Source organism: Methyloprofundus sedimenti (assembly GCF_002072955.1).
Classification (GTDB): Bacteria; Pseudomonadota; Gammaproteobacteria; order Methylococcales; family Methylomonadaceae; genus Methyloprofundus; species Methyloprofundus sedimenti.
Window position 1 is genome coordinate 342,157 of record NZ_LPUF01000002.1, and the last position, 22,218, is coordinate 364,374.

At 41.7% G+C, this 22,218-nt stretch carries 23 protein-coding genes; 6 read left to right on the plus strand and 17 right to left on the minus strand.

The window, feature by feature from the left end; translation table 11 throughout:
* Position 1 precedes the first annotated feature (1 nt).
* The 11 genes from AU255_RS14525 to AU255_RS14575 all read right to left on the minus strand — a co-directional run bounded on the left by AU255_RS14525 (position 2) and on the right by AU255_RS14575 (position 9,837).
* Entirely contained in the window at positions 2 to 634 is a 633-nt protein-coding gene (locus AU255_RS14525) for a LolA family protein (protein WP_080523650.1), read from the minus strand.
* Positions 635 to 1,312, minus strand: coding sequence for a COG4648 family protein (locus AU255_RS14530; RefSeq protein ID WP_158083141.1), 678 nt, complete (start codon positions 1,310 to 1,312; stop codon positions 635 to 637).
* Positions 1,287 to 1,550: a phosphopantetheine-binding protein gene (locus tag AU255_RS14535; RefSeq protein WP_080523652.1), complete on the minus strand. Its 264-nt coding sequence runs from the start codon at positions 1,548 to 1,550 to the stop codon at positions 1,287 to 1,289. Before AU255_RS14535 ends, AU255_RS14530 begins: the two co-directional genes overlap by 26 nt.
* A gap of 165 nt (positions 1,551 to 1,715) precedes the next feature.
* Entirely contained in the window at positions 1,716 to 2,477 is a 762-nt protein-coding gene (locus AU255_RS14540; protein WP_080523653.1) for a glycosyltransferase family 2 protein, read from the minus strand.
* On the minus strand, positions 2,467 to 3,246 hold the full coding sequence (locus AU255_RS14545; RefSeq protein WP_080523654.1) for a lysophospholipid acyltransferase family protein: 780 nt from the start codon (positions 3,244 to 3,246) through the stop codon (positions 2,467 to 2,469). Before AU255_RS14545 ends, AU255_RS14540 begins: the two co-directional genes overlap by 11 nt.
* 12 nt (positions 3,247 to 3,258) lie before the next feature.
* On the minus strand, positions 3,259 to 4,212 hold the full coding sequence (locus AU255_RS14550) for a sulfite exporter TauE/SafE family protein (protein WP_198942646.1): 954 nt from the start codon (positions 4,210 to 4,212) through the stop codon (positions 3,259 to 3,261).
* 62 nt (positions 4,213 to 4,274) lie between these two features.
* Positions 4,275 to 5,720, minus strand: coding sequence for a class I adenylate-forming enzyme family protein (locus AU255_RS14555; protein WP_080523655.1), 1,446 nt, complete (start codon positions 5,718 to 5,720; stop codon positions 4,275 to 4,277).
* Positions 5,720 to 6,964 (minus strand): FAD-dependent oxidoreductase, encoded by a 1,245-nt coding sequence (locus AU255_RS14560; RefSeq protein WP_158083142.1) that lies wholly within the window; start codon positions 6,962 to 6,964, stop codon positions 5,720 to 5,722. Before AU255_RS14560 ends, AU255_RS14555 begins: the two co-directional genes overlap by 1 nt.
* 4 nt (positions 6,965 to 6,968) lie before the next feature.
* Entirely contained in the window at positions 6,969 to 8,276 is a 1,308-nt protein-coding gene (locus tag AU255_RS14565) for a condensation domain-containing protein (protein WP_080523657.1), read from the minus strand.
* Entirely contained in the window at positions 8,273 to 8,545 is a 273-nt protein-coding gene (locus AU255_RS14570; protein WP_080523658.1) for a phosphopantetheine-binding protein, read from the minus strand. Before AU255_RS14570 ends, AU255_RS14565 begins: the two co-directional genes overlap by 4 nt.
* A gap of 35 nt (positions 8,546 to 8,580) precedes the next feature.
* The gene (locus AU255_RS14575) at positions 8,581 to 9,837 is read right to left on the minus strand and encodes an NAD(P)/FAD-dependent oxidoreductase (protein ID WP_143735978.1); all 1,257 of its coding nucleotides are present in this window, start codon (positions 9,835 to 9,837) and stop codon (positions 8,581 to 8,583) included.
* A 327-nt stretch (positions 9,838 to 10,164) separates the two neighbouring features.
* Between AU255_RS14575 and AU255_RS14580 the strand changes: the two genes are divergently transcribed.
* From AU255_RS14580 to AU255_RS14600, 5 genes are all read left to right on the plus strand, one after another.
* Positions 10,165 to 11,757 carry an AMP-binding protein gene (locus AU255_RS14580; RefSeq protein ID WP_080523660.1) on the plus strand — a complete coding sequence of 531 codons (1,593 nt, stop codon included), beginning with the start codon at positions 10,165 to 10,167 and terminating at the stop codon, positions 11,755 to 11,757.
* A complete protein-coding gene (locus tag AU255_RS14585; RefSeq protein ID WP_080523661.1) occupies positions 11,750 to 12,655 on the plus strand; it encodes an LpxL/LpxP family acyltransferase in 906 nt (301 codons plus the stop codon). Before AU255_RS14580 ends, AU255_RS14585 begins: the two co-directional genes overlap by 8 nt.
* A 226-nt stretch (positions 12,656 to 12,881) precedes the next feature.
* Positions 12,882 to 13,316, plus strand: a complete 435-nt coding sequence (locus AU255_RS14590) for a hypothetical protein (protein ID WP_143735979.1) — start codon at positions 12,882 to 12,884, stop codon at positions 13,314 to 13,316.
* On the plus strand, positions 13,313 to 14,032 hold the full coding sequence (gene fabG, locus AU255_RS14595) for a 3-oxoacyl-ACP reductase FabG (protein WP_080523663.1): 720 nt from the start codon (positions 13,313 to 13,315) through the stop codon (positions 14,030 to 14,032). Before AU255_RS14590 ends, fabG begins: the two co-directional genes overlap by 4 nt.
* Before the next feature lie 118 nt (positions 14,033 to 14,150).
* On the plus strand, positions 14,151 to 15,458 hold the full coding sequence (locus AU255_RS14600; RefSeq protein WP_158083143.1) for an NAD(P)/FAD-dependent oxidoreductase: 1,308 nt from the start codon (positions 14,151 to 14,153) through the stop codon (positions 15,456 to 15,458).
* Positions 15,459 to 15,524: 66 nt separating this feature from the next.
* Here the strand turns inward: AU255_RS14600 and AU255_RS14605 are convergent, their stop codons facing one another.
* Positions 15,525 to 15,755, minus strand: a complete 231-nt coding sequence (locus AU255_RS14605; protein WP_080523665.1) for a hypothetical protein — start codon at positions 15,753 to 15,755, stop codon at positions 15,525 to 15,527.
* Positions 15,756 to 15,837: 82 nt separating this feature from the next.
* On the opposite strand from AU255_RS14605, the gene AU255_RS14610 reads away from it, so the two are divergent.
* Complete coding sequence (locus AU255_RS14610; protein ID WP_080523666.1) at positions 15,838 to 17,088, plus strand: ISL3 family transposase; 1,251 nt, start codon at positions 15,838 to 15,840, stop codon at positions 17,086 to 17,088.
* A gap of 239 nt (positions 17,089 to 17,327) precedes the next feature.
* On the opposite strand, the gene AU255_RS21135 is transcribed toward AU255_RS14610, so the two are convergent.
* From AU255_RS21135 to AU255_RS14635, 5 genes are all read right to left on the minus strand, one after another.
* Positions 17,328 to 17,456: a hypothetical protein gene (locus AU255_RS21135; protein ID WP_269844811.1), complete on the minus strand. Its 129-nt coding sequence runs from the start codon at positions 17,454 to 17,456 to the stop codon at positions 17,328 to 17,330.
* Between the two features lie 76 nt (positions 17,457 to 17,532).
* Positions 17,533 to 19,128, minus strand: coding sequence for an NAD(P)/FAD-dependent oxidoreductase (locus AU255_RS14620; protein ID WP_080523668.1), 1,596 nt, complete (start codon positions 19,126 to 19,128; stop codon positions 17,533 to 17,535).
* Between the two features lie 174 nt (positions 19,129 to 19,302).
* Positions 19,303 to 20,829 carry a phytoene desaturase family protein gene (locus AU255_RS14625; protein WP_080523669.1) on the minus strand — a complete coding sequence of 509 codons (1,527 nt, stop codon included), beginning with the start codon at positions 20,827 to 20,829 and terminating at the stop codon, positions 19,303 to 19,305.
* 139 nt (positions 20,830 to 20,968) lie between these two features.
* Positions 20,969 to 21,397, minus strand: coding sequence for a hypothetical protein (locus AU255_RS14630; RefSeq protein WP_143735980.1), 429 nt, complete (start codon positions 21,395 to 21,397; stop codon positions 20,969 to 20,971).
* A gap of 36 nt (positions 21,398 to 21,433) precedes the next feature.
* Positions 21,434 to 21,862, minus strand: coding sequence for a hypothetical protein (locus AU255_RS14635; protein WP_080523671.1), 429 nt, complete (start codon positions 21,860 to 21,862; stop codon positions 21,434 to 21,436).
* Positions 21,863 to 22,218 lie beyond the last annotated feature (356 nt).

Sequence of the window (22,218 nt, forward strand, 5' to 3'; positions counted from 1 at the left end):
CTTAATGATTTTTGAGTGTCTGTAATAAATTCAGCAAATTATGCTGGATCTCTAATCCCTGTTGCGGCTGGCTTAAATCATACTGACTGCGATCACCATCAGGCAAAATAACTTCCATATTATTCGCCGCCTGTTCATTCAAACCTTGCATAATAATTTTCAGTGGCGCTTCATCTTCAGCGTATTCTTTTGCCGTCATTTCTAACTTCCAGGATGACTTCGAGGTGATAAATTTCAGCAAATACTGCTGGCGTAAAGAAACCAGATTACCCGTTAGCATCGCTTTAAATGCAACCAGGCTAGCCATCATCGGGTTGCTTTCATCTAACTGTAGTTGATGAAAGGTCTGAGTAACAGGTTTATAGTATGTCAACAAACGTCCCTCGGCAGCCATCATCTCAATCTCTGGTTTTAATTGCTGCTTAAGTAGGGTATTGGGACTTGCCGCGTATAAAAAGCCACTGCCTTGCCAATCCTCATCAAATAAGCCCATGTAGCGCGTTTCTTGATAGGCTATTTGCACAGCAAGTTCTGGTTTCATCCGCGCCATAACACTTTCAATAGTATCCTGAGCCAGGCAGTTTAAGCTAAGACTACTCAAAAACAAGAATAAATATATTTTCAAAATTCGCATTTAACTCGCCTGTACATCCAGCCAGATTTTTCGACCATTAACCAGCATAGCTTTGGCTGACTCTTTAATTCCTGGAATCTGATCTTCGGGTAGATCAATTCTGCGAAACAAGAAAAAGCGCCAGATATATTCTGCGACCATTAATAGCGCCGTTAACATAAAAATGAGCACTCCGGTAAAAATTGCCCACCACTCTACCGGCGCAAAAAAGGCTAATAAGATACAAGTCACGACATTAAAAGCAAAAAAACTGGTCCACATAATGGTTAAATGACGACAATAACGACTGAGAGCGGAAGGCATAACTGGAAACTCAAGTGATGCAAAGCGTTCAACCAGAGAGGGACCTTTACCCCTGAGTAATGTTTTACCAAAAAACAACATTAAACTGAGCTGAATGACAATGGGAACAAGCTTTGCCATTACATCCTGATAAAAAATAGCACCGAAAAATAGAATGATGACAATACCTGTTTTTTGAATTCGCACGCGCTTTGAGCGTGCTTTTACTGCCTGGTAGAAATATAGACTGGCTATTGCTGCAGGCGCAAACCAGACCACACCTTCCTTTACGCCCCTGTATACAAGATAGGGGTAAAGTAAAAAAATGATACCGCTAATGATGCTACGTAGAATGGTTTGCATGGAAAAATTATTTGCTTCTATTTTCCGTGACAAATTCAGCTAATGAATTTAATGAGGCAAAAATGTCTTGATTGCGATCATCTTCGGAGGTGATTTTAACGCCGTATTGCCGATCTAACAACACTGCTATTTCCAAGGCATCAATCGAATCCAAACCTAGACCCTCACCAAACAAGGGCTCATCGGCAGCAATGTCCTCTGCACTAACATCCTCTAAATGTAAACCTTCAATAAATAGTGTTTTTAATTCCGCAATCAATTCTTGAGACATGCTTTTCCTTACTTAAACCAAAACCAAATATGAGTATTTTAACTTATTTACTCTTCGGGTCACTGTTATTGACTTAATTTGTTTCGGCAAATACCTCACCGTAGGGCGGACTTTAGTCCGCTGATGTAAACAAGCACCAAACAAGCGGACTAAAGTCTGCCCTGGCTACTTCTTCAAAAACAACTTAGGCAGGCGCAGCAAAAATCCAGTAAATAAACGGATATGCATACCGATTAACAAGACATTATCGCGTCCATATCTAAACTGACTAACACCGCCATCTTCTTTTGCAATATAGCATACTGGGGTAGGAATATTTACTATAGGTACAGCGCGCCAGGCCATGCGTACTGCTATTTCAGGATCAAAATCAAATCGTCGAGCCCAAGCTGTAGAATGCATCACAGAAATTAAATCCTGAATAGGATAAACACGCATACCAAACAGTGAATCATGAATGCCCCAACCTAAAGTTTCTAAATTTGCCCACCAATTAGAAATACGTCGCCCTTTAACGCGTATCATTGGGGCCGAATCATCGAACACTGGCTCACCTAAAATCATCGCATCAGGATTTTCGATAGACAACTGCATAAATTGCTTAATATAATCCGCAGAATGCTGGTGATCGGCATCCATAGTTAATACATGCGAATAGCCTTGCTCTTGTGCTTGAGTAATGCCTGCTAATATCGCCGCCCCCTTACCGTGATTTTTTGCTAATTTAATCACCACAAAAGTATCACAATACTGCGCTTGCAATGGCTCCAATAAAGCTTCGCTACCATCATCACTACCATCAATAATCACCCAGACAGGCAACCATTGTTGTAATGCTTCTGTTACAGTCACTTTTAACAACGCGCCGGTGTTATAACTTGGAATCATAAGCACATGGCTATTTGAAAGTATTTGTTTATCGTCCATTTGAATCTACGGCTTGTCTACGGAGAGGATGAGGGCTAGCAAGTTCAGCTATATATATTTGCTCGAGGCGCTGGCTAAATGTTTGTGCAGTTTCATGTTTACCGAAAATCACCGGTTCACCAACAGTGATGGAAATTTTTAATGGAAATACGGGTTTACGATATAGAGGCCAGCCTTTTTCAAAAAAGCGGGTATTGCTACGTATAAACACCGGCACAACGGGAACCTTCGTGCGCTTTGCCAGCAAAGCAACTCCCCCTTTTAAAGGATTCAACCATTGTACTGCAGATTTAGTTCGAGTTCCTTCGGGAAACATCAGTAATTTTTCCCGTGTTTGTAAGCGTAATGCGGCTAATTTCAGCATCTTGCTGATCGAGTCATTAGGAATATAGCCTGCCAATCTGGCCCCTCCGCCCAGAAAAGGGTTTCTCAAAATAGCACCTTTCATAATACATACGACCTCAGGTATTTGAGCAATAATAAAGACTGCATCCCACAAAGCCAAATGGTTTGGCGCAATAATAGCAGCCCCCTGTTGTCCGGCTAACGTTTTTAAATCGCTGTCCTCTAAAATGAGCAAACCGGTTATTTTCAAATACGCGATAAATAGCTGAAATACCTTTTGTAAAATAAATCGTCCGCACACCAGTGCATATCGCGGTGGTAATAATAGCGTCAATATATTAGCTATTAAAGTAATCGACAACCCTGCGACAGCCCAATAAATAAAACCTGCGATTAATAATAGCCATTCCAATAAAGATTTCATTTAACGGCATTCTTACTCAGTTTTACGCACATAAACAGCGCTCTTACTCATCCAAAACATTAAACTGGAGAAAACCATCAACAGAGTTACACTAAAAATAACCAAGGTCATATCAAAAGAAAGTATCCATATAGAACTAAATAGTTCAATGCTAATCAAAAAAATTAACAAATAGCGAATTTGCAGATGATGCATACGGCTACAACAAAACGCGCCCAATGGTGCGCCGACCACAACCACAGGAACTGCCGCCAACCAATAGGCATGCACTTGTGCATTAATTCCATCCAGAACAATAAGGTGCAATAAAACACCTAGTAGCGAATTAATTGCCATTAAAACCACTGAAGTGGGTGTGGCAACACTTTCACAGACACGAAACAACAACACCAGAACCGAGAAGCAAATCATATCAATACCACTGCCTACCAAGCCAGAGATTACGCCACCCACCACTCCTGCCATTAATAGAATACCGGCTTCTTTGGTGTTTATCTCAGGCATTGCATTATTACTCAGACGAAACCCCGAGTTTAGAAAAGTCAGCGTAAGCGCCAAACTAACCGCCATCACGGTAAATAGCATCCTGATTACTTCGGGCGCTAATACAGGAGCTAATAAGAGGGCTCCGATTAGCATGCCAAATACTCCGCCTAAACTAACCCAGCCAATCACAGACCATAACACCTTAACCCGCATCATCAAGATAGCAATAGAAGCTGCGACCATACCGACACTTTGAATCGCCAAAGAAAATACTTTTGCATCGCTAGCCGGAATATGTAGCACTTTAGTAAACACCGGAAAGGCAATGGCTCCACCGCCCTCACTAGTTGCGCCAGCAATGATAGAGCCAAAGATCATAGTCACAGAGACTTGCCAATGATTGTAGATAACTGACCAGCTATCAGGATAGGTATAAAAGCCCCAAACAGACCAAACACTCAGAGCCAATAATATACTCATACCATATTTTCTTATCACTGCCATACTATTTAGCTTAAGCGAACCAGTCAGTTGCCTGGCATTCATGAGGACCAGATCCGCTTAAGCTTACCGCTTTGAGTTTGTGCAATATGCTCAACCTGGCTTAATCGCTGAGGAACTTTATAGGTAGAAAGTTGAGAGCGACAAAAACGCAACACGTCCTCTACATCTAATTTTATGTTCTTGACCAAAACCACCTCAGCACAGACAATCTCGCCCATCAACGGATGCACCTGACCATATACCCGAGAGCCTTCAATAGCTCTGTGCCGATCTAATACTGCCTCAATTTCTTCAGGAAATGCTTTATTACCCGACACATTTATCATTGTTTTTTCTCGTCCACAAATAACAATCCTACCATCAACTTCACGCAGTGCAAGGTCTCCCGTCATAAACCAGCCATTAACCATGACTTGCTCTGCTGTTTGCCAGGGCTTAAGGTAAGCATCAAACATACCGGACCCACGAATAGCCAAACGACCAACCTCGCCTTCAGCAACGGGCTCATTATCATCATTCAATAATTCAACAGAAAATCCTGTCGCAGGAAAGCCGACACTTTGTGGATTTTTTTCCTTACCTAATAAGCTATCTAATAAAGGTAATCCTATTTCAATAATGCCATAAGCCTGAGTCACTTGCAGATTAAACCGCTGAGCAAAAGCTTCGGCAATATTGCCCGGCAATCCTGCGGAGGTCGAAATAGCATACTTCAATGTTGGCATCTGCTTAGCTGATAAATCCGCTGCTAATAAACGAAAATGCATAGGCGAAGCATATAACAGTGTTGCATGATGCTGATTGGCATCGTGAATAATCGTCTGCGCAAGTAAATCTTTACAAACGATCAGGCTCGCCCCTGAGCGAAGATAGACCAGCACTGTAACTAAAAAATGAAAGGCCATCGGCAGCACCCATAAAACAGCATCGTCTGGTGTTAAATTTAATGCCTTCGACGCTGCGTCTACACGCTGAATAATACTATTATGAGATAAAACAACACCTTTGCAGCTTCCTGTTGTCCCTGATGTATAACGAATAAATGCGGCATCACTTAAAGGTGTGACCGGCCCATCCTTGACCGGCTCAAGCCAGGCAAAACGTAAATCCTGCCGGACAAACGAAATCATTGTCAGTTCATTGTCAACAGGCTGTACACCCGATTGATCATCGATTACGGCATGTAACTTTGTATCCTTAATAAGACAATTCACCTCTGCGGCTTTCAATTGATGTGAAATAGGTAAAACAACCGCACCGCAGCCCATTCCCGCCAACATCATCGCAACAAAAGCACTACCATTGCGCCCCATGACGCCTAAGCCCTGCCCCTTAGTTAACCCTAAATGCAATAATTCTGCCTTGAGCAATTCCGTCTGTGCATATAGTTCGCCGTAACTCATATAGCCATCTTTTTCTATAATAGCAGGTCTATCCGGCCATGACAGCGCAGCGAATTCGAGTAATTGAGATATTGGAACCATTAGCCCTCTGCCGTAAAAACCTGTTTCGCCTGAATCTTAGTGATTGCCTGTCGCCAGTCACCGCCATGAGCATATTCAGCAGCTAACATGCCAGCCGCATAACCGGTACTAAAACAGGTCCCAATTACTCGTGCTGATGCAATAGCCCGTTCTGTCGCTGAAATTGCCCGACCTGCAAAAAACAAGTTATCTAAATACTTGGAAACCAGCATACCCGCGGAAATCCAGTAACAATCACCTTCAGCAAAATAAATCATCTCAGGTGCTCTTTCTACGCCCCACAATTCAATTGGCCAGGCACCAATAGCTACTCCATCACCCGGCTTGGCACAGGCTAATATATCAGTTTCATCTAGTATTAGAATGCCCTTTGATCGTGACATAGTACGCACTCCGACTTCAGTTGCCATGGCACTGATTATTAAGTCTTTTAATTCTGGCTCATGGCAGCGTAAATAATCGACTATCTCGACACTACGCGAGCGAGCGTCGATCTCATATTGAGTCAAACACGCAACCGTTCCATCAAACCGTTCTTGCATACCTAACTTCAATAAACCCACGCCATTTTTGACCGTCCCAGGAATAATCGATAAACGTTCGCATTGAGGTTCTAAATCTCCCCGCTGTATTCCTCGTTTAATCCATCGCAGCATATTTAAAGCCAGTACTCTTGGCTCCATTGGCGGTAAACCACAGACCTGAAATACAAATGCGCCTGATTGATACTGCGCTTGCTCTATTCGCCCTACATTAGCCAGCATGGATATATGTGCATTGCCACTACAGTCGATAAAAGCACTAGCGTCCAAATTAACATTGCCACTCGCGGTTTGGAGATGTAACGCGACAATCTTCCCAGCACAAACATCTACTGCTGTGACATAGCTATGCAGCATTAGTTGCACACCCGCCTGCTGCAGTTGCAGTACTGCTTGCTGATGCAAAGCACTCGGCTGATAGGGCAAAAAATGCAGCCCCGCCGAAAACACAGCTGGCGTCGTATAACTTTTCTCTTGCACACGCTCGGAAAATTCTCGCGCAAAGCCACGAACGGCATATCGTGCGGCAGATGAGCTACGATAAAAAAGCCCACAGATCGTACCCACCATAGCTGAGGTTGCTAAACCACCGACAAAACCAGCACGCTCAACTAAAACAACGTTAGCGCCAGATTCAGCGACGGCGATAGCGGCTGCAATGCCTGCAGCACCCGCACCTATGACTGCGATATCACATTGCATAAAACTATTCGCTTGTTTCGCCCAATAAACCAAGCTGCAGCTGAACCAATAGCTGATCAACCTCATCCTGATCAAGTGCTGAATCCATATAGCCCATAGTCAACTGCAAAGCCCCATGAAAACGACTAAACACAAACGTCACTCCTGGCGGGTACATATTGGGCGGATAATGCAGGGCACTTGCAACAGCACAGCCAAACAACCGGTCATACAGGTCTAATGAATCTCCCGTATCTGAATAATAGAAACTCGCCATTTGTCCTTTGGTCGGCGATGTTAATTGCATACGATACAGCCAGCCAGGCACGCGCCGCAAAAAATCCATCATAACCAGATAGTGACCGGGATTGCCTGAACGCATCAAGTCTTTCATTTGTGCAATTAATTCAGCTACACAGGTTTTTACATTAGCTAAAGCTGCTAGCGGGATACGATAAAAAAGAAAGGTCACTTGATTGCCCAAAACGGGACTATGCACTCCCCTCTTACGGCGATCTAAAGGAATGGGGATTAACATATCGCTGTCTAAAGGAGACTTTTTGCTTTGCACACTGGCAACGGCACAAGCCGTGGCCGCCAAATAAAATGCACTGACTAAAAAGCCGGCGCCTTGCTGTCGCGCTCGCTCCACGATAAGTTGGCTCTGCACTTCAGTAAATGACAAAACTCGATAATGCACATTCTGCATAGCCTTGCTTTTTTTTGTGAAGGAAATAAACGGCAATCTCGACACATCACACAAAAACTCTTTCATTTTCAGAGCAATGTCGGCACGCTCTCGCAAAGGCAACAAACTAGCTTGCTCGCTAGTAACCCAATCGACATCTTGTATAGCCTCTGAAGCACCTAAATGACGGATAAAAGTTTCTCCGCCATGAGCATCCATTAATGCGTGATGCCAGCTAAAGATTAGTTGTGAGCCAGCACCGGAAACCTGTACTAAGCTTACTTTAAAGGCAGACTGATGTTCAATATTAAAAGGTTTTTTTAATAAGCTCTCCGGCAAAGATTCCTGTTCATCATGCTGGTACTGCTCTATTTCGGGTAATGCCAGACCCGCTTTAAAGACCCATTTAGCTAAGATAAATGGCCAGCCTTTTTGCAGGCGTAAACGACATATCCATTGATAGGCTGAATTTGCCGACAAATGTTTTTCTAAATCTTCATATTCCAGGCGCTCTTGTAAAGTCACGACAAAGGTACAAATATTTCGCTGCTCACTTAATTTCCACATAATGCGGTCAAGTTGCAACAAAAAAAAATCCGCACCATTCAACGTTATGCTTTCAGGAAATGAGCGTGCTTGTTTCATATGGCAATGCTATTTAAACGCGCGACACAATAAGAACTTAAGGTACCAACACTGGTTATATTTTCAGGCGTTAGCGCTTCGGCTGGTAACTCCAGGCCAAACTGCCGTTCAATAAACAACACTAATTCCATTAAAGAAAAGGAGTCCACACCGATCTCTGATAACGCAGTATCAGAAGTCACTTCTATCTGTGGTGCTAATATATTATCGCGCAAAAAAACACATAACTGACTCGCAATCTCTTCAGCGCTAAACTTCACTACAATCATTGTTTTTGTCCTTCAAATACAATTTAATTCGCACGTTAATTAATTTTATAAACATCCGGGTTTCTGTCTTTTAAGCCATATTTAACAAGAAATCGTAGTAACTTCAGGCTAAAGGGATTGCTTGCAGCCGCACCACTAAATATCCGGCTAACATGACTGCTCACCCACTTGTAAATTAGTCGGTTAAAGATATTATCTGGCATCATCATACCCACTTTAATACTGCTCATTAAACGCCCATTATAGTAATAATCGACTATTTCAAACCAGGCACTCAAATGCTGCTTAATGACAAGCTCATAGTCAGACAAAGGCTTATTCTGAAGAATCGTATCAGCAAGTTTATTTGCGCTATCCATAGCGATCAGCATACCACTAGAAAAAACAGGATCTATAAAGCCACCTGAGTCACCTAGCATCACCCAATTACCAGCGCATAAACGCTCCGAAATAGACTGGTAATTATTAAATCGAATTACCGAGGTTAAACGCCGTACATTAGGCGCTAACTTACGCAAAACCTGATCATTCTTTAATAAATTATCATACTGTTCTTCGGGCGTGTCCCCATGCTTTAAAGCATAACTTTCCGGCACGACAAAACCTAAAGATACTTTACCAGGTAATGGAATGCGCCAGCACCAGCCTTGATCCATTCGGTCATTATGAACATAACCCGGATCAACCAGTTCTGTTTGATCTACATGTGCAAATAAAGCAACATCTCGACGCGGCCCTTGCTGCATGGGAATATTCAGTAAGTGTCCCACTAAATTTACTCGACCCGCCGCATCAACAATTAAATCGGGTTCGCTACCCTCCCAACACCCGGACGCCTCTTGCAGAGCTTCATCATCTAACTTAATGTATTCAGAATCCCCCACCTGATTGAGCACCACTTTCCGGTTAACAAGTTTTGCACCTGCACGCAACGCAGCGTCTAGCAAGGTTGCATTAAACTTGTCTCTGGGCACATTATAAGAATAAGACGGCAAGTCGCCTGGTGTCTCGTCAAACCGAAACTCAAAGACTTCTTCCGCATTATAAGTAAAACAGGCGCCTGGTTTATACACACTATACGCGGCGACTTCCTGCTCAACCTCTAGCGCTTGCAACAACGGAACAATCATCGGCACCAAAGACTCACCCACCAAAATCGGTGCCTGTTCTGGCGTTGCAAAAATAACAACATTATAACCTTCTTTACACAAGCGAATCGCCAATGTACTTGAAGCAGGCCCACCGCCTAAGATGGCAATATTTTTCTTTGCAGGCATAAATTCAATTCCCATAACTTTTTTAAATTCTAAGATTCTATTTATTTTTTTTAAGTACACTCAATTCTCGGAATGTAGAGCAATGAAAAAAGATTTTGTGTATATAATCCAGCTATAAGATATAGCTAAAAAGAGTGTATATTCGCATGAAATCAACATTGGCGAGGATGTTGCTATCAATAAGCAACGCCGAATTATAGACTGCCTCCCGATAAAAAAGAAGTTACGTTACTTGAATAAGAGCGCAACGAGCGGCTAAAATGGCCGTTATTCATCTACTTACTGATACGCCTCAGCATAACTTTGACCAGCAGAATCCCCGAGTACACTTCGCTATGCGAGATGCTCCAACACACCCTAAATAGTGCTTTTTGTGTTTACTCCAGAGATACTGTTATCAACCGCGCCGACTTGTTAGCTCATGCAGTCGCTGTAAGTGAAAAATTACCCGCCAAAAGCTATGCAATCAATCTATGCCAGGATCGTTATCTTTTTATAGTCGCCTATCTGGCGGTTTGCCTGCGCCAACAAATATCACTGCTGCCAGCTAACCAAACCGCTAAAACCCTAGCCGGTTTAAGAGCAAGTTATCCTGATAGCTACACGCTAAGTGATAACAAGACCGAAGCAGATTTTTATATCGCCTATGACTTATTAGAAAAAAGCACCAGGCCCTGCCCCCTGATTAATATTGACCGCCCCTTATCCATTTCGTTTACCTCCGGCAGCACAGGAAGGCCCAAAGCGATCATAAAAACATGGCGCGAATTTCAAAAATCAGCTGAACTGGCTTTGCAACGTTTTAAGTTGCAAAATCAACAAATAACGCTGCTATCTACCGTTCCCATGCAACATATGTATGGCCTGGAAACCTCATTTTTCTGGGTGTTATTTTCCAGAATGACACTACATAATAGCCGTCCTTTTTATCCCGAAGATATACGCCAGACGCTCTCAGACCTGTCAGCAGAAAAAATTCTCGTTTCGACTCCAAGACACTTAAAAAGTTGCAGTCAAATACAAGGCCAGTGGAGTACTATTAAGTTTATTCTGTCTTCAACAGCACCTATGAACAAAGAACTCGCTCAACAAATAGAACAAAATCTACAGGCACCTCTATTTGAATTATTTGGCAGCACCGAAACGCTATCTTTTGCATCGCGTCAAACTAGCAAGGCTACACATTGGCAACCCTACGCTACTATCCAGCCAACACAGGACAATGGTCAATTTGTTTTGCAAGGCGGACATATTATCAGGCCTCTCATATTAGATGATACTTTTGAGATTGACGATAAAGGCAACTTTAACATGCTTGGCCGCTCAGCAGATTTGATTAAAATTGCCGGTAAAAGAGCCTCATTAAACGATCTAAACCAACAGCTCACAAGTATTCCCGGCATTGAAGATGGGGTGTTCTTTGTTAGTAAAAATGAACGGCTTTCTGCTTTAGTGGTCAGCAAATTACCCAGGAAAACAATTATCAAGCATTTACGCCTGGCAATAGATGAAGTCTTTTTACCGCGTGCCATCTACCCAGTTCCTGCCCTAATACGCAATACTATGGGTAAACTACTTAAAACAGAACTCGAGCGCCTGATACACACACAACAAATGCTAGCCACTAAACAGCACTATCGCATACCTGCCGCACACCCTTGCTTTGCCGGCCATTTTCCAGACAATCCAATTGTACCCGGTGTGATACTGCTAAATTACGTCCAACAACAGCTTTTAGCAGTTTTCCGCCATGATCGAATCTGCACATTAACCCAGGCCAAATTTTTACACCCCTTACTTCCTGATCAAGACTTTACCGTGTCTCTCACTCAATCATCAGCAAACAATATCAAATTCACCTGCACGCGGGATAAAGAAACGCTAGTTACTGGCACCTTTATTATTGCCGCCAAGGAGGAGAATTCTCATGACTAAACACTGGCAAGATAGTAAAGAGCGCAGCACTCCCCTCGCGCTAAAAGCGATACGCTGGATTGCTTTACATTTAGGCCGCCCTGCTGCGCGTGCGCTGCTTTACCCGATCACCGGCTACTATTTATTGTTCGCCAAACCTCAGCGCCAGGCCTCACTAGAATATCTAACACGCATATTAAAACGCAAAGCCACCTGGCTGGATAGCGCAAAACATATACACACGTTTGCCGCTACTATTCTTGATCGTGTTTATTTACTCACCGGTCAATTTGAAAAACTAGATATTACTTTCCCCGCTGAAAACGTCCCCCGAACATATAGTAAAAATGGGGTCGGCTGCTTATTACTAGGCAGTCATATCGGCAGCTTTGAAGTGTTACGCAGTTATGCAGTGAGCAATTCTCCCTTGCCCATTAAAATTTTGATGTATGAACATCAATCCCCGATGATCGTGCAAGTACTTAACGCACTCAATTCAGACGTAGCCAATACACTGATCACCCTGGATGGCTCACCCAGCGGACTGTTAAAAGTAAAAGAAGCTATCGATAGCGGCACAACCGTTGGCTTATTAGGTGACCGCATTTTGGGTGAAGGCACAGAAAAAACCGTTATCTGCACACTGCTAGGCGAACCCGTTAGAATGTCCACTGCGCCTATTCTTATGGCATCTGCTTTAAAAGTGCCGCTGATTGTATTTTTCGGCATCTACTTAGGTGGCAATCGCTATAAAATTCACTTTGAATTACTTGCCGAAGAAGTTATTTTGCATCGCAAAACCAGACAACAAGATATACAGGCCTATACGCAGAAATACGTCGATATACTAGAAAAACAAATGCTGGAAACACCTTATAACTGGTTTAATTTTTATGATTATTGGCAAAAAGATGAATGACTTTTTAGAGATATGAGACACTAAAAGTGAAGTTGTGTGACACTTTGTAAAATGTTTGATAAAAAATATCCTATATGCGCATATATTGTTGAAACAGGACATTCCATGCTTTTGGGTAAACCAATAGAAGGAGACGCATTATTCGCGATCGATGCGCTTCATATTTTACCTTTATGAACGAAAAACGCCTTATAACGAGTTTAATTTATATTATTATTGCACAACAATGAACGATAAAGTTTTAAACCAAACACAGTTCGCACACCTGATTCCTCATGCAGGTTCAATGATGTTAATTGATCAAGTGGATTCATGGAGTGATAAACAAATTAATTGTTCAACTCAATCACATTTAGCGAGTGATAACCCGTTACGCTTAAATAATAGCTTATCAGCAATGCATCTGATCGAATATGGTGCGCAGTCTATGGCAATACACGGAGGCCTGCTATCAGGTCAATCTTCACCCGGATTTTTGGCGGCTGTGCGGGGTGCGCATTTTCATATTGATAACCTGGATACCATTACCAGCTCACTGCATATAGAAGCCTGCGCAGAGCTAAAAATCGAAAACGGGGCCGTCTATGCGTTTCGCATTATCGATAGCCATAATGTGTTACTGCTTGATGCCCGAGCAACTGTTATTCATACCCAAGCATGAAAAAAGCACTGATTACTGGCGGTAGTGGCGATATTGGTTCTGCTATTTGCACTCGCCTCGCACAAGATAATATCCATGTTATTGTGCATAGCAACCACAACTTCGACAAAGCACAACAGGTTGTCGACAGCATCAAACGACAAGGCGGTTCAGCAGAAGCTGTCGCATTTGATGTGTGCGATGTACAAGCGTGCGAAGAGGCCGTTAAACAACTCTCTGCATCTGGCTTGATTCAAATCATTATCAATAATGCCGGCATACATCGTGATGCGCCTTTAGTGGGTATGAGCAGAAAAAACTGGAGTGATGTCATTGATGTCTCTTTGCATGGTTTTTACAATGTCACTCAGCCTTTACTAATGCCGATGATCCAAAGCCGCTGGGGACGTATTATCAATATGTCATCGGTTGCTGGTGTGATGGGCAATCGCGGACAATGCAATTATTCCGCAGCAAAAGCCGCCTTAAACGGCGCGACAAAATCACTCGCCCAGGAGCTCGCCTCGCGCAAAATCACTGTGAATGCCATTGCCCCAGGGATTATTCAAGGCAGCATGACCGAAAACAGTTTTGATGCCCAGGCTATTAAAAATATCGTGCCTATGAAACGCGCAGGTAAACCCGAAGAAGTTGCCGCCCTCGCCGCCTTTCTATGTTCTGATGATGCCAGCTATATCTCCGGACAAATCATCAATATCAATGGTGCGATGGCGTAATAGCCGCAACTGTCACTCTATGCTTTGAACAGAAATCTACCCAACCGAACACAGGTTCCCGATAAATACAACAAGGAAATGACAGGGTATTTATATGGAAAGGAATAATAATACAATAATGAATAACACTCAACAAAACCACTACGAAGCATTAGTCATCGGCGGGGGACCTGCAGGAACAACCATTGCCAGCTTACTCGCTGACAAAGGGCATGCGATATGTTTGCTGGAAAAGGCACATCACCCGCGTTTTCATATTGGCGAATCCTTATTGCCGATGAATTTGCCCATTTTAGAAAAACTTGGTGTGCTCGAACAAATCGACGCTATTGGTATGAAAAAATACGCAGCTGAATTCAACTCTCTCGAAACTTCTCTAGCCAGGGATACGTTCTATTTTGCTAAAGCGGCAAACAAAAACCACCCTTTTGCATATCAGGTCAGGCGTTCTGAGTTTGATGAGATCTTATTTAGAAATTGCCAAAAAAAAGGGGTCACCGCTCTCGAAGGAATGACCGTAACAGACATAGATCTGGATAGTTCACTTAAAAAGATTAAAGCAACCGATGCTCAAGGCAAACTGCATGAATTTACAGCTGGTTATCTGATTGACGCTTCAGGACGTGATACCGTTCTGGCGCAACAACTGAACAGCAAACAAAAAAATCCAAAACATAAAATGGCTGCTATTTATGGACATTTCCGTAATGTTGCACGCAGAACGGGTAAAGATGAAGGCAATATCAGTATTTACTGGTTTCAACATGGCTGGATATGGCTGATTCCGCTAAAAGATGGCCTGATGAGTATTGGTTGTGTTTGTTGGCCTGCGTATTTAAAAACTCGCCAAACATCCTTAGACCTTTTTTTACATCAAACCTTAGAGTGTGTACCTGAAATAAGATTGCGCATGCAAGGTGCTCTACTTGATGGTGAAGCTCAGGCAACAGGCAATTATTCTTATCAATCCAGCATCATGTCAGGCAGTGGTTTTTTATTGATTGGCGATGCCTATGCTTTTGTAGACCCGGTTTTTTCCAGTGGCGTTTATTTAGCAATGCAAAGCGCCTCTAACGGAGCAGAGCTGGTGGATCAGCTGCTCAAAAAAAGCCCTCAAGGCAAACAACTAACAACCCGGTTTGAAGATTCTGTAGCAGAAGAAATCAATGCCTTTTGCTGGTTTATTTATCGTTTTAATAGCCCGGCTTTACACAAGTTATTAATGTCATCTGATGAGGCCAGCCAGCACCCTGTTAAACAAAAGTTGAAATCAGCCGTTATCTCCGTTTTAGCTGGAGATGCTTATAATGCGCAGATTAAACTGCCCTTACTGGCGTTTAAATTGCTTTATTTCATTAATAAACTCAACCAATATAAACAAAATCGCGCATTTACTCTATTTAAAAAACAGCAAATGGGGGAGTAGGCTTTAGCCTACACGAGTCGTTATCTTTTTAAATGTGCCAATACGTGTAGGCTATAGTCTACTCCCCTAACTTTCGTAAATACCATAAAAGCGTTGCTGTGCATCTTTTAAATCAGCCTTAACTGCATTGTTTCTTATATAGTTATAAGTGAGTACAAAATGTCGCTCATCGCGGATTACTTTATCAAAATAATCTCTTTCCCATAGTTTTCCATGCCTTGCCAGATATTTATTTACCAATAATGCTGATCCGCCCTTTATTCTTTTCGGCTCTTCCCGACTTCGCGGGGTAGTCACTATATGTAGTATATTGCTATTTGATTATTTAGGTGCAGGCTGGGTATGATAGCCATCTTTTTAGACGGCAAACTTTAAATAAATGAACCCGATATTGTTACAAATTCCTTTGGATTTACCCGATGTGCAAATAGAGGCATTTGATACTGAGTCTAAAAAAGGAATTATTATTAAAGTCCAAAGTACATGCAAAGGCACAACTTGTCGGCAATGCCATCAGCCTATCGATAAGTTTTATGGCTATGGCAAAGAAATTACGTTACGCCATTTACCGATCTTTGAACAGTCCGTCTGGATTAAGATCAAACCGAAGCGTTACCAATGCCCTTATTGTGATCAAGGCCCGACAACCACTCAGCGCTGTAGTTGGTATGATCAAAAAAGCCCACATACTAAAGCCTATGAACAGTGGATATTGCGCGACCTAATCAATAGCACAATAACCGACATCAGTATCAAACGTGGCATTAATGAAGCGGCTGTTGAAGGCATTATTAATCGTTATATTCGTCAAGAAGTGGATTGGGAGACAATAAAAAGCCTGCCATTACTTGGACTTGATGAGATTGCGTTAAAAAAAGGACATAAAGATTTTGTTGTTATCATTTCAGGGATCAATGAAGGCGGAGAAAAATGCATTTTGGCCGTATTGCCAAATCGCAAAAAGGAAACAGTAAAAATATTTCTACAAAGCATTCCCGTGGAAATTAAAAGAACAATACAACGTGCCTGCGTTGATATGTATGACGGCTACAGTAATGCAGTGTATGAGGAACTTTATGGCGTTGAGGTTGTGGTTGATCGATTCCATGTGACCAAAAGCTATCGAGCCTGTGCAGACAACGCAAGAATAAAAGAGATGAAAACACTGAAAAAGACGCTTTCTAGTGAGGATTATGCCCAACTGAAAGGCGTGATGTGGTTATTCCGAAAATCACTCTGGGACTTGAATGAAGAGCAACAAATTAAATTAATACAACTCTTTAATTATGCGCCAGAGCTTAAGCAAATTTATATTTATCGGGAAGCATTGACGGGTATTTTTAACCGACCTTTAAGTAAAAGTCAGGCAGAAGCTGAGCTAAATTCATGGGTCGAGCAGGTTAGAAATCTGAAGTTGGACTGTTTCAACTCATTTATAGTGACCTTACAAAACTGGCAGCATGAAATCACTAATTATTTTCTTCGCCGTGAAACCAGTGGTTTTGTAGAAGGACTGAATAACAAAATTAAGGTGATCAAAAGACGTTGCTATGGCATTTATGATATAGGGCGTTTATTTCAGCATATTTGGCTTGATGTCGAAGGCCGACGTTTATTCGGATATGCTTAACACTATATGTTGTGGTCACCCCGCGAAATCGGGAAGAGCCTTCTTTTCATTATTTCTTTCAGTTGTTGGTTTTTCTGAAACAACAAATGTATATGATTTGGCATAATACTGTATGCAATTAACCTATAAAATTCAGGATCTAACTGTTTTAGGTGACTAAAAATAATATTAATCGCATCACCATTTAGATAACAACCTTTATTTGATTGATCACAGTAGCTATCAATGTTCATTTGTTTTTACGAGATGCTTAAATCGGGTGTTTGATTAACTCGATGTAAATAATCATCAACACTATCATGCGTACGAAAAGTAACGAACTGAATAACATTTAACTTATTATAGTGATTTAAAACCTTTTTATTCATGCATACCTTTGGGGAATAGCTTTAGCCTGCACGAGTCGTTATCTTTTTAAATGTGTCTATACGTTTAGGCTAAAGCCTACTCCCCGAATGCAGCAAAAATATCCTGCAAATGCTTAGTGCTAACCTCCTGCATTTCAGGCGCATGCTTTTTTAATTCAGGAAATGACCGCGTTGCTTCAGTTGTAATTTCATTTGCCAGCTGCTTAATAAATGCCATGTTCTTATTCAGCTGTTGCTGCAATTCTGCATCACTCTGCTGCTTATGCAAATCCTTATTCAGTTGCTGTATAAACTCGATCCGACTGTAATTCAAAAAAATGTCACTCATATCCTGTGTCGATAAATCTGTCTCGGCCCAGTGACGGAATAGACCTTGCATTTGGGAATTCAGCTGATATATCTGCTGCAGGGTGATTGATGCAGATTGCATAAACTCCAGGTCAGTTAATTTATTGCTGAAAAATAATAACGCGATCCCGCTCCAATAAAGAGTGAAGTCCCAGATAACTTTTATTGTCATCACCCTGGCATTCCCCATAATAGGATATTGATCTGCATAAACAGGACCGAATGCTATAAACATGATACGAAATAGTTTCTCATACGTCTCTGTTGCTAAAGTAATGTCTTCTCCCGCATACTGTTTAACAATCAGTTCAGTAATAAAACTGTTATTCATGGCAATAAAATCACTACCTGGCGAGTAAAATGGATCAAGAAAAACACCAGCATCACCCGTAATGGCCCAGCCATCCGCTGAAAACATTTTTTTGCAATTATATGAATAATGTTTCAAGGTGAGAAAATCCTGCAACTGATCCAAATGCTGATCAATAATCGCGGCAAATTGAGGTTCATGTTTTTCCAGCCACACTATTGCTCGCTCAAAGGTATTGAATTCAGCATAAGGGTGAATATTAGGGTCTGCCACAATACCTATGCTGGTTGCACCTGATGAGAGAGGAATAATCCAGACCCAGTAGCCTTTGCCTAGTAAGTGATTGGTACTCAACCACCGGGGTTCTTTTACCCGATCTTGCCATTGTTGTTCGGACGTCCACTCATCCACCTTGATCACATGATTGATTCTAAACCAGGAGGCATTAACATCATGATATGCAGGTTTTGCAAGTTTCAATTTTCTCTTCAACACGCCCATGCGCCCGCTTGCATCGATCAACCATTTGCTGTGAACGGAGCTTTCCTGCCCATTCTGTAAAAGCGTAATTTGATGATTATATTTACCTACAGAAATATCTTTTATTTTACAGCTATCCTGAAAATCAATACCCAGAGAGAGACATCGCTTGATTAATGCATTCTCAAATCGTCCTCTATCTATTTGATAGCTTTTTGAGAATGGATAAATACTCGGCCCAAGCTCAATGCGCTTTGCAATATCCTGATTATCCCGATAGCTATAAAAAAATCGTAAGCCTAATTTAGGCAGTTCATTTTCCAGCTCAGCCTTCAATCTCAAAATTTCTTCAAAGTAATAACTGGCTATTTCTACCGAAGATTCACCTACTTTATGCGCTGCTTCGGGCATAGGGTAAGTTGCCTTTTCTACAACCAGGATGCTGATATTATTGATTTTTCGCCTAAGCTGAATTGCCAATGTTAATCCAGACAATCCACCGCCCATAATAAGGACATCATACGCTTTAAGCATTATTGTTCTCCGATACGAAGGTATCTCTGATATACGTGATTGGGAAAGCGGGCCTTAGACTGACTTTATCGCTATTAAAAAATATCTAAGCTTAGTTTAGATCGTACTAAATACGTATTAGTATAATCAGTTTGCTCAAAGTATTATATCAATCCAGCCTGATTTTATGCACTACTAACAATAAGAAGTACACAAATCCCATAATTCATTTTGCTTACTCAAACCTAAAACTTTCTGAGCAGTTTGGACACCCGAATAACTTACCCCATATACCCCACCACCCGGTGTCGTCCAATGCCCTACAAAGTATAGCCCGTCTACCGGCGCTTTATTCGCAATTTGATTTACGCCTACCTGCTTTGGCGTCGCAGCCCAACCATATGCAGCGCCTTTATGATTCAGGGTATAGCGTTGCATGGTTGTTGGTGAGCCAGATTCCAGAAATAAAATATGTGTTTTTAAGCCGGGGATTTTTGACTCTGCAAAATCCAGCATTTTTTCCATATAGTCGGCTTTAGCTTGTTTCCAGTCCATAGTCTGGTCAAAATTGGCTAATGCAGTCAGCATCACCAGATGTTCTCCTGTCGGAGCAAGGCTATTATCAACCAGAGTAGGAACAGTTATACTTAACCAGGAAATCTTACCCTGCAGAGTATTATCATAATTAACTGCATGGTTTACTTCATCGTAATAAAAGGCCTCATGATGCGCTCCTGCCTGAACAAGATCCAGGTCAGTGGCAATATAGACAACAAAAATTGAACAGGACACTTCCATGCGCTGTAACCGAGACAGGTAACGTTTGGGGAAATGCTCTTCACCTACCAGCTGATATACAGTTTGTAACATATCAGCATTAGCAATCACAGTCTCGGCATGAATGACTTCTCCCGAAACTAACAGTACGCCTTGAACCTTATTATCACAAATATGTATTTTCTTTACTTTATTCTTGAAGTAAATCTCCCCTCCGGCCTGTTTTAATCCAGTTACCAGACTATCAGCGAACCCCTGAAACCCGCCTTTACAGTAGTAGGCGCCGTCTGAAACATAGCCCATCAGCATGCTTGCCCAATAAACAAACGATACTTTTTCAGGAGGTAAACCTAAATACGGCCACAGAGCCGCAAAAATACATTTTAGTTGAGGATCTTTGATGTAGTCTCCCCAGACATCGGCGAGAGTACAACGGCGATATTTAAATAATAAATCTAATTCAGCATACAGGTTATTGATACTTTCCGATGCCATAACATCATCACATTTGGCAACTTGCTCAGCCAACTGCAAACATAAGGATAATAACTCCGTCAAACCTTGCCGTTCATCAGGAAATAGGTCACCTAATTGTTGCGCAATGCCGGTAATAGACGAAGGCAGTTCAACTTCGATACCTGCTACCGAAACAAAAGCAAAGGGATTAACTGCAATAAACTCTAACTGCTCATACTGATCTATAGCCTGGAGTACTTTACGGATAATTTGCCCCCCGTCAAAGCCTTCCAGCCCACAACCACTAGTCAGATGTACGCCAGCATCAAATGAATATTTTTTACGCTTAAAGCCATGTACATAACCTCCAGAACGATCATGCTGCTCTAACAACAGAACTTTTTGTCCTGATTTTGCTAACAAAGCCGCTGCTGTTAAGCCACCTATGCCACTACCAATAACAACAACATCAACTTTTTTTTGCTGCATGTATTTCTAATACCCTAAGCATTTAATATTGACCGTATGGAGTTTATTGTATGTGTACGAAAATCGTAGTTAATGCACCAGGCCCCCTATTATTCAAAGAGGGCCTGCCACAAATTAAGCAGTATGCTTTTTTACCTGGTTAAAGCTTCTCGATATTTAAAGACCCAAGAGACCAACCTATATCATAGCCCTTACCCTTTCCAGATAATGTTCTAGTCTGCGAGCCTTTTGGAGCCCAGCGACCTTCAACAGATTTAATAAACCCTGCGTCACCATCCATCATAAAAGAGCTACCATAAATATCGCCTATATTTCTTACTCCGCGAATTTTACCTTTACCGTCAGTTACTTCATAGGCACCAAAGGTAAATCCACCTGCTTTCAAACTCAATTTCACTTTTGCAGTTTTACCACTTGGACAGCTAACAGTCCCTGTTCCATTATATGTTTTATAAAAAGCAGCCCAACCTTTCAGAGTATATTTTAGATCACAATCTTCAGCATGTGCAGCAGAAAAAGACATCAAGAAAAGTGAACTTACAGCCAGGCCTAAAATTTTTGTGCGCATAATTTTCCCCATTTTTATTATAAAAATTGATTATACCTAAGGCTTGATAGTTAAGCCACTAAAGGCAAAACCTAGGTTATAGCCGCCACCGACACCTGCCCCGCCGCCTGCAATATATCCTTTAAATAAGGCACGCGCTTCTGCTGCACGAGCGAAACCTGCATGTAAATCTATTGAAAAATAGGTGCCATAAATATCCTTTATACTCTTGATCCCGGTAAGTTTACCTTTGGCATTGTCAATATCTCCCACACCAAAAGTTATTCCACCACCATGCAGGACCAAAGAAACCCGAGCACTCTGCCCATTTGTACAACTGACAACGCCGGTCCCCTTATACGCTTTATAAAAAAAAGACCAGCCGGTTAAGTTATATTTTATCGAGCAACTTTTGCTTGCAGCCCAGGATGATAAAGGCATCAACAAAAATAGACTTACTAATACCCTTAAAATTATATGTTTCATTATGCCTTTCAATTTTAGCCAATCAATCGATTAATTATACTGCGATTAATAAGTTCAAAAATAACATTCAACCTTAAAATGATCACTCAGACCCAAAAAAGCGACCAACCTTAATTTAAATAATATATTTATAAAAGAACTAAAGAGCTGAACAGAAGTTTCAATGGTCTGGTTTGATATTTATAAAAACTCAAACAGGAATATGCATAGTACCTGCCCGTATATCGTTGATATTCAAAGTCCGTTAATTTTAGAGTTGGCAACAAAAAATGTTTTTCCATCAGGTAAGTTGAAAGTTGATTATCCACAACATTTCACATACAACCATTTAAAACGGCATTTTAAGCAGGTGCTGT